We start from the raw sequence: 13,266 nt of genomic DNA on the forward strand, positions 1-13,266 counted from the left end.
GGAGGCGGAGGGTGGAGACCGTGATCCGGGTAGATAGTCTGGGCAAGACCTACGGTGAGACGGTCGCCGTGGAGGAGGTGTCGTTCGAGGTCGGGCGGGGTGAGATCTTCGGCGTCGTCGGCCCGAACGGCGCGGGCAAGACCACGATCATCGAATGTCTGACCGGGATGAGAAGCCCGGACTCCGGGACGGTCGAGGTGCTTGGCCTGAATCCACTGAAAAACGGCGACGATCTCCGCCGGCGCATCGGGGTGCAGCTCCAGCAGGCCGCCCTCCCAGACCGGCTAAAGGTCCGCGAGGCTCTTGAGCTGTACTCCACGTTCTACGACTCCCCGGCCGACTGGCGAGGACTAATGGACCGCTGGGGCCTCACGGAGAAACGGGACACCGTCTTCTCCACGCTCTCCGGCGGCCAGCAACAGCGGCTATTCGTCGCGCTCGCGTTGCTGAACGACCCGGAGGTCGTGTTTCTGGACGAGCTTACGAGCGGCCTCGACCCGCAGGCCCGGCGGGCGAGCTGGGATCTCGTACGAGATATCCGGGAGACTGGAAAGACCGTCGTGCTGGTCACACACTTCATGGACGAGGCCGAGACGCTCTGCGACCGCGTCGCCGTCGTGGACCGGGGGAACCTGGTCGCCCTCGATACCCCGGCGGCGCTTATCAACGGCCTTCACGCGGAGAGCAGCCTGAGCTTCAGCACTTCCAATGGCTTCGACCCGGCTCGTCTGCGGCATCTCCCGGGAGTGTCCGAGGCCTCCAGGGAGCGGGACAGGATCGTGGTTCGCGGAGAAAGCTCGCTGCTCGCCCCCGTCGCCGCCGAGCTGGACCGCCGCGGCGTCGCGCCCCGAAATCTGAAAATGGAACAGGCAACCCTGGAAGACGTCTTTCTCACGCTCACCGGGCGTGAAATGCGGGACTAGCAGTCACTACTACGAGAACTACGGGAGGCGAACATGCAGGCTCTACTCAGGCTCACCTACACGGAGTTCAAGCTGCTCCTGCGGGAACCGGCAGCGGTGTTCTTTACGCTCGCCTTCCCGGTGCTAGTAGTGTTGCTCTTTGGCAGCATCTTCGGCGGGTATCCGGTGCGCGGAACGCCGTTGACCACTATAGACCTCTACACCCCGGCCTACACCGGGCTCGTGATCGGGACGGTGGCGCTGATCGGGCTCCCCACCACGCTCGCCTCCTACCGCGAACGCGGCGTCCTGCGCCGGCTGCGGGCGACCCCTCTCGGTCCGACGCGGATACTCGCCGCCCACGTGCTGGTGAACTTCGTGATGACTCTCGCCGGTATAGGGCTTCTGATCACGGCCGCCGCCCTGTTCCTCGGCCTGCAGATGCCCCACGCTCCGGGCATGGTCTTCATCGCAATAACCCTCTCCAGCCTGAGCTTCTTCGCCGTCGGATTTCTTGTGGCTAGCCTGTTTCCCTCGGTGCGGGTGGCGCAGGCCGTTGGGCAGGCGGTCTTCTTCCCCATGTTTTTCCTCTCGGGGTCGGCTTTGCCGCTGGATCAGATGCCGGGCTGGCTGCGGTCCGTCTCGGACTACATCCCGCTCACCTACGTCGTCCGGCTCGTGCAGGAGGTCTGGATCGGCGACGGCTGGAACTGGATGGCCGCCGCCATACTCCTGGCAATACTCGCCCTGGCGACGCTGCTCACCGCCCGCGTCTTCCGCTGGGAGTAGAGAGGATAGAGCGTGCGCAAAGTAGCGGGTAAAATTCGGTACATGAGTTCCACGAATGCGAGAGTCTCGAAAGCCGAGTCCCTAAACGCACCGAGACCGAACGTGTGGGAGAGATGGTACTGGATAGCCTACTACGCTCTGTACGGCTTTCTGGCTCTGACCACCCTGCTGGCGCTCTTCTTCGGCGACCCGGCGTGGAGGGTCCGGGCGCTAGAGGCGACTATCGCCGGGCTCTTCGGGGCCTGGCATTACTACTTCCAGGGACGCTCGCCGGATTGGTTCTACTCGCATCTCGGCATCCGGGTTTCGTACGTGGTCGGGATCATGGCCTTCTTCGTGGTGCTCGTGAACCTCTCCGACCAGTACTGGCTGCTCGCGTTCATGGTCTACTGGCAGGCGTGGACCATAGCCTCCGTCGCGTCGTCCGCTGTACTCGTAGTGACTTTTACCCTCGTCTTGCTCGGTAGTCAGGGCATGGGCTTTACCGGCTCGGAGGGCTTCTTGAACCTCGGCCTGGTCGGGGTGGCTTCAGCGGTCAGCATTACGATGGGCCTGTTCATAAGCTCGATCATAGGCCAGAGCGAGGAACGCCAGCGACTCATAAGTGAGCTTGAGTCTACCCGCGCCGAGTTGGCGGACGAGGAGCGCCGGGCCGGTATCCTGGAGGAACGCGGTAGGCTGGCGCGGGAGATCCACGACACCCTGGCCCAGGGTTTCATCAGCATCGTCACCCACCTCGAAGCCGCCGAGGAGAGCGGAGTAAATACTGGCGAAGCCCGCCGGCACGTCGAGCAGGCCAAGCAGACCTCGCGGGAAAACCTGGCCGAGGCCCGGCGGCTGGTGGCTGCGCTGCGGCCCGAGATCCTGGAGAGCTACTCACTCCCGGAGGCCTTGCGCCGCCTCGCCACCCGCACCTCGGAGGACGCCGGCATCCCCGTGGACCTGAACGTGACCGGAGACCCGGACGAGACCCCGCAGGAGCTACAGGTCACGCTGCTGCGGGCGGCCCAGGAGGCTCTCGCCAACGCCCGGCGGCACGCCCGGGCCAGCCGTGTAGACCTGACGCTCTCCTACACCACCGACCTGCTGCTGCTGGACGTACAGGATGACGGAGTGGGCTTCGATCCCACTTTCTCGGAGCGCAACGGGGACGGCGGCTCTGACGGATTCGGGCTGCGCTCCATGCGGGAGCGCGTCGAGACGCTCGGTGGCGAGCTACTGGTCGAGAGTGATCCCGGTTCCGGCACGACGCTCGCCGTCTGGCTCCCGCTGCGGGCATCCAGGGGAGCCGAGACGGGCTCGGTAGGCACATGATAAAGATACTCATCGCCGACGATCACCCGGTGGTCAGAAGCGGACTGGAGAGCATCCTCTCCAGCCAGCCGGACTTTACCGTGGTAGGCGAGGCGGAGGACGGGGCGGAGGCCGTCCGGCTCGCCCGGCGTCTCGGGCCGGATCTCGTCCTCATGGACCTCAGAATGCCCGGCACCGACGGCGTGGCCGCCATAGAAGAACTTTCCAGTACCGGCTCCGGCGCCAACGTCCTGGTCCTCACCACCTACGACTCCGACAGGGATATCCTGCGTGCCGTCGAGGCTGGCGCGACCGGCTACCTTCTAAAGGACGCCCGGCGCGAAGAGCTATACGCCGCCGTCCGTTCCGCCGCCTCTGGAAAGTCCACGCTCGCCCCGGCAGCGGCGGACAGCCTGATGCGGAACGTCCGCGGCCCAGAGCGCCAGAGCCTGAGCAGGCGCGAGGTAGAGGTACTGGAGCTAGTGCGCCGGGGCCAGAGCAACAAGCAGGCCGCCAGGAGCCTCCACGTCAGCGAGGCGACGGTCAAGACGCATTTGATCCACGCCTTCGGCAAGCTCGGCGTAACCGACCGCACCGCCGCCGTCTCCGTCGCCCTGGAGCGGGGCATACTACGCCTGGAGTAAGCGTCGGGCCGGAGATCCCGGCGTCGCTATGCCTCCTCGCCGGAGCCTTCCGCCGTCTCCTCTTCGCCACCAGAGGCGTCCGGCTCGGCGGTGAGGGCAGAGTAGGCCGCGAGAGCGCCGAGAGCGAGAGCCAGAACCACTATCCAGCGCGGCAGCTTTATGCCGAACATCTGGTCCAGCGAGTACCGGCCCGGCCCGGAGAGCGCGATGGCGGCGGCGATGGCGCTGTTGGTCACGGGCAGCTCGGGTCCGCCTTCCGTAGCCCAGATCGGGTCCGTCCCGTGCACCCGGTGCGTGGCGATGTTCATCGCGCCAATAATGCCGAGCGGGCCGAGCGGGTTCAGAAAACCGAGCGCGGTGAGCGCGCCGCCGCCAAACTCCGAGGCCCCGGCCAGCACGGCCCACGGCTTGCCGGGCTTCAGGCCCAGCGACTCCATCATGCCCGCCGTGCCCTCGACGCCCGGCCCGCCTCCGTAGCCGAACAGCTTCTGCGCCCCGTGCCCTGCCATCAGCGTGCCGGTCAGGCCTCTGACCAGCAACAACGAGAGATCCTTCATACCTTTCCTCCTCTTATCGCATCTCTAATTTCGTACGTTTGTAGATAGTGTCGCCGGACCGACCCCCCGCACAGCTCCAGGGACAACTGCGGTCTACAGGGAGCCATACGTAACGGTAGCCTACCTGCTCCCCTCGGCCTCCAGAGCCTCCGGAAAGGCCTGCGTGACACCGGGACCAGCGGTCCATCACGGAGGTTCGGAGGGTACCATAAGATTGCGCCATTACGCGCCACTATACGGTGCCCGCCGGACCCGGCGGCGTTGTCCCGCTCGTCGCGGAGGTTCGGGGAGTCCGGCACGCGCTGCGGGTGCCGGGAAGATGGGGAACTTCTAGGCCACGAACCTCCAGCTCACGAACAGGGCGCACAGCGCGAGCGAGAAGACGGCGCTTACTCCCAGCCAGACCGCGAGCAGCACCCGGTTCTTTAGCAGGGTGCCGAGCACTATAAACAGGGGAAACACGGCGAGCACATATCTAGGGAATCCCATCAATGGGCTCTGTACAGTCCCGAAGAAAGCCGGCACGAGGACCGTCAGGGCGGCGTAGCCCGTGAGGCCCCAGGGCAGCCTCATAACACCCACGGCGAGCAACGCCGCCGCTAACAGCAAGAAGATCAAGTTCAAGCTATCGGAGAACGAGAGCAAGTAGTCCGCCATCTCTCCCGGCCTAGCTCCGGGTACATTTCCGGGCCGGGTCAGCCGGCCCATCTCCTCGAACGCCTGCGTAAAAGCGCCCCCGATGCTCGCCAAGGGTCCCGTCGCCTCCCGGCCCCACCGCGACTGGTCCGTGTAGAAGAGCAGGGGCTCGCCGAAACGCCACCAGAGGTATCCCATGTAGGCAAACAGACCAGCCGGAGCCAGGGCCAGATAAGCCCCGCGCCACCTGTATCCGCCGGGGTCCCGGAGCCACTCGTGCGCCAGCGGCAGGATCAGGAACACCCCCACGTTGCGCGTAGCCGCGGCGAGCGCCGCGAGCAGCGCCGCCAGCAGGAGATCCCGGCGCACCCGGGCCGCCCACACCGCCCCGGCGGAGAACGCCAGAAACAGGCTCTCCGTGTACACCGAGTTCAAGAAAAACGCCGTCGGAAAGAAGGCCAGCGCCAGCACCGCCCTGCGCGCCGCCGCCTCCCCCCAACCATCGGCCGCTATCGCGTACACGAAGTACAGCGCAAAGAGCAGCGCCGCCAGCGACACCACCACCCCGAGCACCGAGAGCGCCGCCGGTGTTAGCGGCCCTCCGAGCAGCTCCGCCAAAGACCGCAGAACGAGCGAGTACCCGGGAAAGAACGCCGGCGAGACCTGCCCCACCCCGTCCAGATACCCGTCCAGCGCCAGCCCGATGTAGTGCTCCCCGTCCCAGTGCGACCACAGGCTGAGGCTCCGGTACGGCACGTCCCGCGTCCCCTCCTGAAAAGAATGGACCGGCACCACCTCCGCCAGAACCGCACCCGCCGCCAGATAAAACACCCGGCTCGCCCCGAACACGAGCGCCACGAACCATAACCCGCGCCACCCTCCGACCTTCTCTCCCGTCCCGTACATGGCCGGAGATTTTACCCCCACGGGCGCTCATCACCTTCCGGGGAGAGTTTACACTGGTATGCTTGTGCAGTTATCTGGATCACATCGCTCGCTAGAAACATTCTTGCTACAGCTTGCCACAGTTATTAACCCGTGTTAATTTCCCGGGTTGCGATAACAACTGGAGGGGGACTCCACATGAAGCACGCTCTCAAAGGCGCCGTAGTAGCGGGCGCCCTGGCACTATCCGTCACCGCTTTCGCGGACGACGCTCAAGCGGCTCCGGCCACCGCTAGCTGGTACGGTCCCGGTTTCGCGGGCAACCTCACGGCCAGCGGCGAGGTCTTCAACCCGTCGGCCATGACCGCGGCACACAAGACGCTGCCATTCGGCACCCAGGTCGAGGTCTGCTACAGCGGTTGCACGACCGTCACCATCAACGACCGCGGCCCGTACGTCGCCGGGCGCGAGTTCGATCTCTCCGCCGGCGCCGCGCAGGCCATCGGCCTCGGCAGCGTGGGCACCGTAGACGCGACCGTTCTCGGCCAGGGCGGCCAGGGCAGCTCCGCCGACTCCGGCCAGCCGCAGGTCCAGCCCGCCTCCACGGGCGGCGAGTCCTACGGTGACGGCGTAACCGTGCAGAGCGGTGACACGCTCTCCGGCATCGCCGGTGAGCAGGGCGTCTCCGTGGGCGAGCTCGCCGCCGCCAACGACATCGCGGATCCGAGCCTGATCTTCCCGGGCCGGGAGCTCGAGGTCCCGGGCGGCGTCACCGCCTAGCCGGAACGCTTTAGATAGCGCGGGACTCGTTAGAGACCCGAACATAAGAGAGCCTCTGGCGGAGATCCGCCGGAGGCTCTCTTTCGTGCTGCCGTAACCTTTAGAAACTCTTTAGAATCGCTCGACCACGGTGCGGGGCAGCATGTGCTGGGGCAGGTAGTCGGGGCCTCCGGCCTTGGAGTCCGTGCCGCTCATGCCGAAGCCGCCAAAGGGCTGTACTCCTACAAGAGAGCCGGTGATGGTGCGGTTGAAGTACACGTTTCCGGCCTGGTACTCGTGGCGGGCGATCTCCAGGTGCTCCCGATTGCGGGAGTAGACGCCGCCCGTGAGGCCGTAGGGCGTGTCATTGGCTATCTCCAGGGCGTTCTCGAAGCTGTTCGCCTTTATCACCGAGAGCACGGGGCCGAAGATCTCCTCCTGCGCGACCGTTGCCCGCGGGTTTACGCCGAGTATCGTCGGGGAGACGAAGTATCCGCTTTCGGGGTCGGTGGTGTCGCCGCCGGTGATTAACTCGCCTTCGCCCTTGCCCGTCTCCAGGTACCCCGAGACCTTCTCGAACTGGTCGTGGTTTATGACCGGTCCGAGGTCTATACCGGGCTCGGTGGGCTGGCCCTGATTGAGATTGTTCGTCTGCTCGACGACCTTCTCGAGTACCGTGTCGTAGACCTTCTCGTGCAGGATGGCGCGGCTGGCGGCGGAGCACTTCTGGCCGCCGTAGCCGTAGGCGCTGAGCACGATGTCGCGGGCGGCGGAGTCGAGGTCCGCGTCGTCGTCAACGACCATCGCGTCCTTGCCGCCCATCTCGGCTAGGACCTTCTTGATCCAGGGCTGGCCGTTTGGCTTGGCGGCGAGCTCGTTTATCCTCAGCCCGGTGTTCATCGAGCCGGTGAACGAGACAAAGCGCGTGCGGGGGTCGGAAACCAGGTAGTCGCCCATCTCCGAGCCGTAGCCCGGCAGGTAGCTCATCACGCCCTCGGGCAGCCCGGCCTCGGCCATGATGTCGGCGTAGATCGCGGCTATCACCGAGGTAGATTCGGAAGGCTTGAGGACGACCGTGTTTCCGGTGACCATCGCGGCGCTCGACATTCCGGTGAGTATGGCGAGCGGGAAGTTCCAGGGCGCGATCACGACCCCGACGCCCATCGGCTGGTAGAAGTAGCGGCTCTCCTCGCCGGGCAGCGAGTATACCGGCACGCCGTCCTTGAGCCGGAGCATCTCGCGCGAGTAGTACTCCAGGAAGTCTATGGCCTCGGCGACGTGGGCCACGGCTTCGGAGGGGACCTTGCCGGACTCGTACACCTCCCATCCTATGAGCTCCAGCTTGCGGCGGCGCATGATGCCGGCGGCGCGGAGCATGATCCTGGCCCGGTACTCGGCGGTGGTGCGGCTCCAGCCCTCGAAGGTCTTCGTCGCCGTCGAGAGCGCCATGTCGGCCTCGCGCTCGGTCGCGCTCGCGGTGCGCCCGATGACCTGAGACGGCTTCGACGGGTTGACGGAGACGATCTCACCGTCCGTGTCTATGCGGCTCTCGCCGATGCGCAGCGGATAGCTCTTGCCCAGATCACCCTCGACTTGCTTGAAGGCATCGTCCAGCCCCCGGCGGACCTCCTCGTCGGTGAAGTCCAGGTATGGCTCGTTCTTGTATGGCAGCAGCCCCATTAGCTCTCCTATCTCTCGCGTTTTCTACATTCCTTGCGTTCGCCGAGGCTCTCGTCGAACCCCGCGTGACGTTGCGTGACGTTACCTTTTCGCGTACCCGGCTATTGCTCCCAGCACGTCTTTCGCCACGTAACCGGCTATCTTCGGGTTCTCCTTGAGGCGGCGGGTCGAGTACTCGTACCACTCACCACCGAAGGGCACGTAGACGCGCACCTTGTAGCCGGACTCCACGAGTATGCGCCTGAGCTCCTCGTCCACGCCGAGGAGCATCTGGAACTCGTAGCGGTCGTCGGGGACGTCGAAGTGGTGGATCAGGCGCAGCGCGTGCCAGACGAGATACTCATCATGGGTGGCTATCCCGACGTACACACCGCTCTTCAGATACTCCTCCATCAGGAGGATGTAGTTCTCGCGCACCACGTCGTAGTCCTTGTAGGCGACCTCGCGGGGCTCGTCGTAGATACCCTTGCACAGCCGGGCGGTGACCCCGGCCTCCGTCAGGCGCATCACGTCCTTGAGGCTGCGGCGCAGGCAGGCCTGGATCACGGTCCCCGTATTATCGTGGCGCTGGTGCATGTCCAGCGCGAGCTCCACGGTGCTCCCGGTCTGCAGAGAGCTCTCCATGTCTATGCGCACGAAGCGGTCCCGCTCTGCGGCGTACCCGATGATCTCCTCCAGGTTCGCCCGGCACAGGTCCTCATCAACCCATAGCCCGAGCCCGGTCAGCTTTACCGACAGCCCGGATCCCAAGCCATGCTCTTGTATCGCGTCTATGACCTGCTTGTAGCCCGCGAGCTTCTGTGCGGCCTGATCCTCGTCCTGCGTGGACTCGCCCATCAGGTCCACCGTCGCCAAGCAGCCCTGGCGGTTTAGCTCCTTGATGGTCTCGACGGCTTCTGGAATCTCCTCGCCGGCGATGTAACGGCCCGAGATCACCCGCACCAGAGGCCGCGGGATGACGGGCACGGAGTTCGCTATAACCTTGTCTACTACCCCCACGTGGCTGACCTCCTATCTTCCGATCCTGTTCCGGGTGCCAAAAGTTCCAGAAGCACCGGGATGGCGGACCGTCCGGCCGTCCGGATAATCCCGGTGACCGGACGATCCATGCGACTATTTTCTACACCCATACCCTTACACCCGCTGCTCGAACCTCCTTGTGGAGACTCTTACGGATGGGTCCGGGTACCTAGCTACCGGACTCGCTCACACCGTTCAGCTCGCTCTGCACGGCCTCGAAGTCGTCTTCCATGCTCTGTGACGGCGCGGCGCCGAGCGGGTTGAAGAGGAAGATGCACGCGAGGCCTATGGCGAATCCTGGTAGTAGCTCGTACCATTCGGTGCTGCTCAGGAACGGGATAAAGTTCCAGATCAGCACGGTCAAGCCGCCGGCGAGCATACCCGCGATCGCGCCGACCCGGTTCATCTTACGCCAGAACAGCGACATGATGATAATAGGCCCGAAGGTCGCGCCGAACCCGGCCCAGGCATAGGAGACGAGCCCGAGGACGCTGCCGCCCTGAAGCGCCAGTATGTAGGCGACTATGGCGAGCCCGATCACGGTAAAGCGCCCGATCCAGAGCAGGAGTATGTCCGAGGCATCCCGGTTCAGGAACGTGCGGTAGAAGTCCTCCGAAAGCGCCGACGAGGCGACGAGGAGCTGCGAGTCCGCGGTGCTCATCACGGCGGCCAGGACCCCGGCGAGGAGTATCCCGCCGATCCAGGGGTTCACCGTCTCCTGCACCAGGTTTATGAACACGGTCTCCGGGTTCGAGAGCGGCTGGCTGAAGTAGGTGATGCCGACGATCCCGACGATTATCGCGGCGGAGAGCCCGGTAACGACCCAGATCGTCGCGATCTTGCGCGCCTTCGGGACCTCGTTGTGGGAGCGGATGCCCATGAAACGGGCCAGGATGTGAGGCTGCCCGAAGTACCCGAGTCCCCACGTGAGCCCGGCGATTATGCCTACCCCGCTCAGGGAGGAACCGCTAGTCCAACTGCCACCCGACAGCTCGACGTTGCCGGTTACGGAGAGCAGCGCCGAGTTGGCGGACTCTATCCCGCTTACCACGGCGCCCACTCCTCCAACCGCGATAACGGCGAAGAGCGGCACCAGTATTATTGCCACCCACATCAGGCTTCCCTGGAAGAAGTCGGTCAGGCTTACGGCCGCGAAGCCTCCGAGGAAGGTGTAGGAGATTATCACGACGATCGCTACGGTGATGGCAACGGCGTTACTCAGCCCGAAGACCTCGTTGAAAAGTATCCCGCCGGCGACCAGCCCGGAGGACACGTAAACCGTGTAGAAGATTATGATGGTGAGGCCCGAGATCACCCGCAGCAGATGACTCCGGTCCTCGAAACGGTTCTCGAAGTACTCGGAGAGCGTTATGGAACCGGCCGCGCTCTCCTCGTGCCCGGCCCGCTCGGTGTAGACCCGCAGGCGGGACGCGATTAGCCGCCAGTTGAAGTACGTCCCGATCATGAGCCCGACGGCTATCCAGCCCGCGCCTAGCCCGCCTATATACGCCGCACTGGGCAACCCGACGAGCAAGAACGCGCTCATGTCGCTCGCCTGGGCGCTCAACGCCGAAACCCAGCTACCCAGGCTCCTCCCGCCGAGCACGAAGTCCGAAAGACTCTTATTCCTCTGGTAGACCCAGACCCCGATCCCCATCATCCCCGCTAGATATACGAAGAACGTAGCGATCGCCGGTAACGCTGCAGGCATCTCACCCCTCTCCTTTCCAGGACCCTTGGGCCCTCCCGGTCTCCAAAGACAACGGGGCCATTCGCCACTCTAGAACGCATGCTCCATAAACCGCGAGCGCGCTGCCCACCCCGTAAGCCTCGTATACCCCGCTCACCCCGGTCGTGGGATGCATCCGTCTCGCGAAGCGAACTTCGGAAGCCCCACGCAACCTTGCTTCCACCTCCCACAAAGTGCCTTGCCACTTGTGCTGCAGGCACTATATTGGATATTGTATCCAAAGTCAAGTACAAGGATCGGCGGTCGCCCCGGGTGGGCGGGGAGGTGAGGCTCAGGCTTGTTACGCCGGCCGGGTGGCTTTTTTCGGGTGACCCTGGTTTGCCTCATTGACGGGTAGCCGGTCCAGGTGCTCCTGTAGCAGCCCGCTGATGTCCTGTATGTGGCGGGCCAGGAGGGCCTCGGCGGCCCCGGACTCGCCCCGGCGGCACAGCTCCAGCAGCTCGCGGTGCTCGTGCTGAGGCTTGTCGTAGTCGGCGAGGGCGAGGTGGAAGCGAATGTAACGCTCGAAGGCGGTGTGCTGGGACTTTATGAGTGAGATCAGGCGCGGCCTCTCGGCGGGGGCGAAGAGCGCCTCGTGGAAGCGCCAGTTGAGCTCGCCCCAGCTTTTGCGCAGGTCCTCCTCCGCGTCTATGAGATTCAGCACCTCCCCCGCCCGGTCCAGGCTCTCCCGGCTCATCATGGGGAGCGCCCGGCGCAGGGCGAGCGTCTCCAGGCTGACCCGAATCTCCGAGATCTCCTCGACCTCCAGGTAAGACAGGCTCGTGACGACCGCGCTCCTGTGGGGGTGGAACTCCACGAGCCCCTCGCCCTCCAGCTGCCGGAGCGCCTCGCGGACGGGGATGCGGCTGACGCCGAACCGCTCGCCGAGCTCCTCCTGGCGCAAAGCCTCCCCGCCGGCGAGCGTCCCGCCGAGGATGGCCTCTCTAAGACCCTCCGAGACCATGTCCTGCGTCGTGCGGTACCGGCCCGTGACTTCAAAAGCTATCTCTTGTATCCCCATGCGAGGCATTATATTGGATACAAAAACAGAATACGCGAGGGCCCGGCTCCAACCTTTCTCCGCCCGAGCCGGGCCCCGTGACCGCGTAAGCGTACGCGAGTCCGAGTTGCGTCCGTACCCGAATAACGGTTAAATCGTATATCGAGTGTTGCTGAAACGATTTACGAGATGAGTTCACGAGCGTACGTTGGAGCATGGATCGGGAGGTTGTATGGAGTATCGTAGGCTTGGCCGCACCGGGCTCATGGTCTCGGAGTTGTGCCTGGGCACGATGACCTTTGGCAACGAGGCGGACGAGGAGACCTCGAAGGGGATCACGGACCGGTTCGTGGAGGCCGGCGGCAACTTCGTTGACACGGCGAACGTGTACTCGCGGGGCGTCTCCGAGGAGATCACGGGCCGCGCGATAGAGAATCACGACCGCGAGGACATAGTGCTGGCAACGAAGTTCCGGTTCCCGATGGGGGACGGCCCGAACGACTCCGGGGCCTCGCGCAAGCACGTGATCGCGGCCTGCGAGGCGAGCTTGAAGCGGCTCGGCACGGACTACATAGATCTGTACCAGATCCACTGCTGGGACGCCCACACGCCCATAGAGGAGACGCTTTCTGCGCTGGACGACCTGGTGCAGAGCGGCAAGGTCCGCTACATCGGGGCGTCGAACTTCACCGGCTGGCAGCTGGAGAAGTCCATCCGCGTCAGCGAGCGCGAGGGGCTGGCGCACTTCGACTGCCTGCAGCCACAGTACTCCCTGATCGTGCGTGACATCGAGCGCGAGGTTCTGCCCGTGTGCCGGGAAGAGGGCCTTGGCGTGATCCCGTGGAGCCCGCTGGCCGGAGGCTTTCTGACGGGCAAGTACTCCCGCGAGGACGCCCCGCCCGAAGACACCCGCATGGCTAGCTGGACCGATACCTGGGAGCGCCACGCCACCCCGGAGAAGTTCGACGTCGTGGACCGGGTAAGGGAGATAGCGGAGGATCGCGGCAAGGAGCCCGCGCAGGTCGCGCTGAACTGGGTCAAGGACAGGCCCGGCGTCACCGCGCCGATCATCGGGGCGCGCAGCCTGGATCAGCTGGAGAAGAACCTCGCGGCGACCGGCTGGTCTCTGTCGGAGGGCGAGCTCGACTCCCTCGAAGAGACCGCAACTCTGCCCTATGCGTACCCGTACAACATGATCGCCCGGGCAAACGCTTGAAGCGTCCCGGGGAGGCGGAGCGGCGGGGATCACGGGAGCAGGGAGACTGTACGGCCGCCGAGGCGGAGACTATAGTACCGGCCTGAATGTGCCCGAGGGCACACAAAGCGCACTCGGTAAACGCGATGAACGCGGTAAACGCGGTGAATGAAGTAG

Annotated in this window: 12 protein-coding genes; 6 read left to right on the forward strand and 6 right to left on the reverse strand. The window is 64.8% G+C overall.

Annotated elements, in window-relative coordinates; genetic code table 11:
* The first annotated feature begins 11 nt into the window (after window positions 1-11).
* The 4 genes from ABD53_RS07820 (at window position 12) to ABD53_RS07835 (ending at window position 3,628) form a co-directional block, all read left to right on the forward strand.
* Window positions 12-923, forward strand: coding sequence for an ABC transporter ATP-binding protein (locus tag ABD53_RS07820; RefSeq protein WP_047865220.1), 912 nt, complete (start codon window positions 12-14; stop codon window positions 921-923).
* Between the two features lie 33 nt (window positions 924-956).
* Entirely contained in the window at window positions 957-1,691 is a 735-nt protein-coding gene (locus ABD53_RS07825) for an ABC transporter permease (protein ID WP_047865221.1), read from the forward strand.
* A 102-nt stretch (window positions 1,692-1,793) separates the two neighbouring features.
* Window positions 1,794-3,005, forward strand: coding sequence for a sensor histidine kinase (locus tag ABD53_RS07830; RefSeq protein WP_047865222.1), 1,212 nt, complete (start codon window positions 1,794-1,796; stop codon window positions 3,003-3,005).
* Window positions 3,002-3,628, forward strand: coding sequence for a response regulator (locus ABD53_RS07835; protein ID WP_047865223.1), 627 nt, complete (start codon window positions 3,002-3,004; stop codon window positions 3,626-3,628). Before ABD53_RS07830 ends, ABD53_RS07835 begins: the two co-directional genes overlap by 4 nt.
* 26 nt (window positions 3,629-3,654) lie before the next feature.
* Here the strand turns inward: ABD53_RS07835 and ABD53_RS07840 are convergent, their stop codons facing one another.
* Together ABD53_RS07840 and ABD53_RS07845 are read right to left on the reverse strand one after the other, a co-directional pair.
* Window positions 3,655-4,185, reverse strand: a complete 531-nt coding sequence (locus ABD53_RS07840; protein ID WP_047865224.1) for a DoxX family protein — start codon at window positions 4,183-4,185, stop codon at window positions 3,655-3,657.
* Window positions 4,186-4,515: 330 nt separating this feature from the next.
* Window positions 4,516-5,748: a mannosyltransferase family protein gene (locus ABD53_RS07845; protein ID WP_152670657.1), complete on the reverse strand. Its 1,233-nt coding sequence runs from the start codon at window positions 5,746-5,748 to the stop codon at window positions 4,516-4,518.
* A gap of 156 nt (window positions 5,749-5,904) precedes the next feature.
* On the opposite strand from ABD53_RS07845, the gene ABD53_RS17240 reads away from it, so the two are divergent.
* The gene (locus ABD53_RS17240) at window positions 5,905-6,486 is read left to right on the forward strand and encodes a septal ring lytic transglycosylase RlpA family protein (RefSeq protein ID WP_160309645.1); all 582 of its coding nucleotides are present in this window, start codon (window positions 5,905-5,907) and stop codon (window positions 6,484-6,486) included.
* A gap of 111 nt (window positions 6,487-6,597) precedes the next feature.
* Here the strand turns inward: ABD53_RS17240 and pruA are convergent, their stop codons facing one another.
* The 4 genes from pruA to ABD53_RS07870 form a co-directional block, all read right to left on the reverse strand.
* The gene (gene pruA / locus ABD53_RS07855) at window positions 6,598-8,145 is read right to left on the reverse strand and encodes an L-glutamate gamma-semialdehyde dehydrogenase (protein ID WP_047865226.1); all 1,548 of its coding nucleotides are present in this window, start codon (window positions 8,143-8,145) and stop codon (window positions 6,598-6,600) included.
* A gap of 81 nt (window positions 8,146-8,226) precedes the next feature.
* The gene (locus ABD53_RS07860; protein ID WP_047865227.1) at window positions 8,227-9,144 is read right to left on the reverse strand and encodes a proline dehydrogenase family protein; all 918 of its coding nucleotides are present in this window, start codon (window positions 9,142-9,144) and stop codon (window positions 8,227-8,229) included.
* A gap of 190 nt (window positions 9,145-9,334) precedes the next feature.
* Complete coding sequence (gene putP / locus ABD53_RS07865; RefSeq protein ID WP_047865228.1) at window positions 9,335-10,876, reverse strand: sodium/proline symporter PutP; 1,542 nt, start codon at window positions 10,874-10,876, stop codon at window positions 9,335-9,337.
* 319 nt (window positions 10,877-11,195) lie between these two features.
* Window positions 11,196-11,915, reverse strand: a complete 720-nt coding sequence (locus ABD53_RS07870) for a GntR family transcriptional regulator (protein WP_047865229.1) — start codon at window positions 11,913-11,915, stop codon at window positions 11,196-11,198.
* A gap of 211 nt (window positions 11,916-12,126) precedes the next feature.
* Here ABD53_RS07870 and ABD53_RS07875 point away from each other — a divergent pair, with 211 nt between their 5' ends.
* Window positions 12,127-13,110 carry an aldo/keto reductase gene (locus ABD53_RS07875; protein WP_047865230.1) on the forward strand — a complete coding sequence of 328 codons (984 nt, stop codon included), beginning with the start codon at window positions 12,127-12,129 and terminating at the stop codon, window positions 13,108-13,110.
* Window positions 13,111-13,266: the final 156 nt, after the last annotated feature.

Origin of the sequence: Rubrobacter aplysinae, from assembly GCF_001029505.1 — a bacterium.
GTDB classification, from domain to species: Bacteria; Actinomycetota; Rubrobacteria; order Rubrobacterales; family Rubrobacteraceae; genus Rubrobacter_A; species Rubrobacter_A aplysinae.

Coding starts and splice junctions, on each gene's coding strand:
- ABD53_RS07825 (WP_047865221.1), top strand. CDS start 957: ATGCAGGCTCTACTCAGGCTCACCTACACGGAGTTCAAGCTGCTCCTG.
- ABD53_RS07835 (WP_047865223.1), top strand. CDS start 3,002: ATGATAAAGATACTCATCGCCGACGATCACCCGGTGGTCAGAAGCGGA.
- ABD53_RS07840 (WP_047865224.1), bottom strand. CDS start 4,185: ATGAAGGATCTCTCGTTGTTGCTGGTCAGAGGCCTGACCGGCACGCTG.
- ABD53_RS17240 (WP_160309645.1), top strand. CDS start 5,905: ATGAAGCACGCTCTCAAAGGCGCCGTAGTAGCGGGCGCCCTGGCACTA.
- pruA (WP_047865226.1), bottom strand. CDS start 8,145: ATGGGGCTGCTGCCATACAAGAACGAGCCATACCTGGACTTCACCGAC.
- putP (WP_047865228.1), bottom strand. CDS start 10,876: ATGCCTGCAGCGTTACCGGCGATCGCTACGTTCTTCGTATATCTAGCG.
- ABD53_RS07870 (WP_047865229.1), bottom strand. CDS start 11,915: ATGGGGATACAAGAGATAGCTTTTGAAGTCACGGGCCGGTACCGCACG.
- ABD53_RS07875 (WP_047865230.1), top strand. CDS start 12,127: ATGGAGTATCGTAGGCTTGGCCGCACCGGGCTCATGGTCTCGGAGTTG.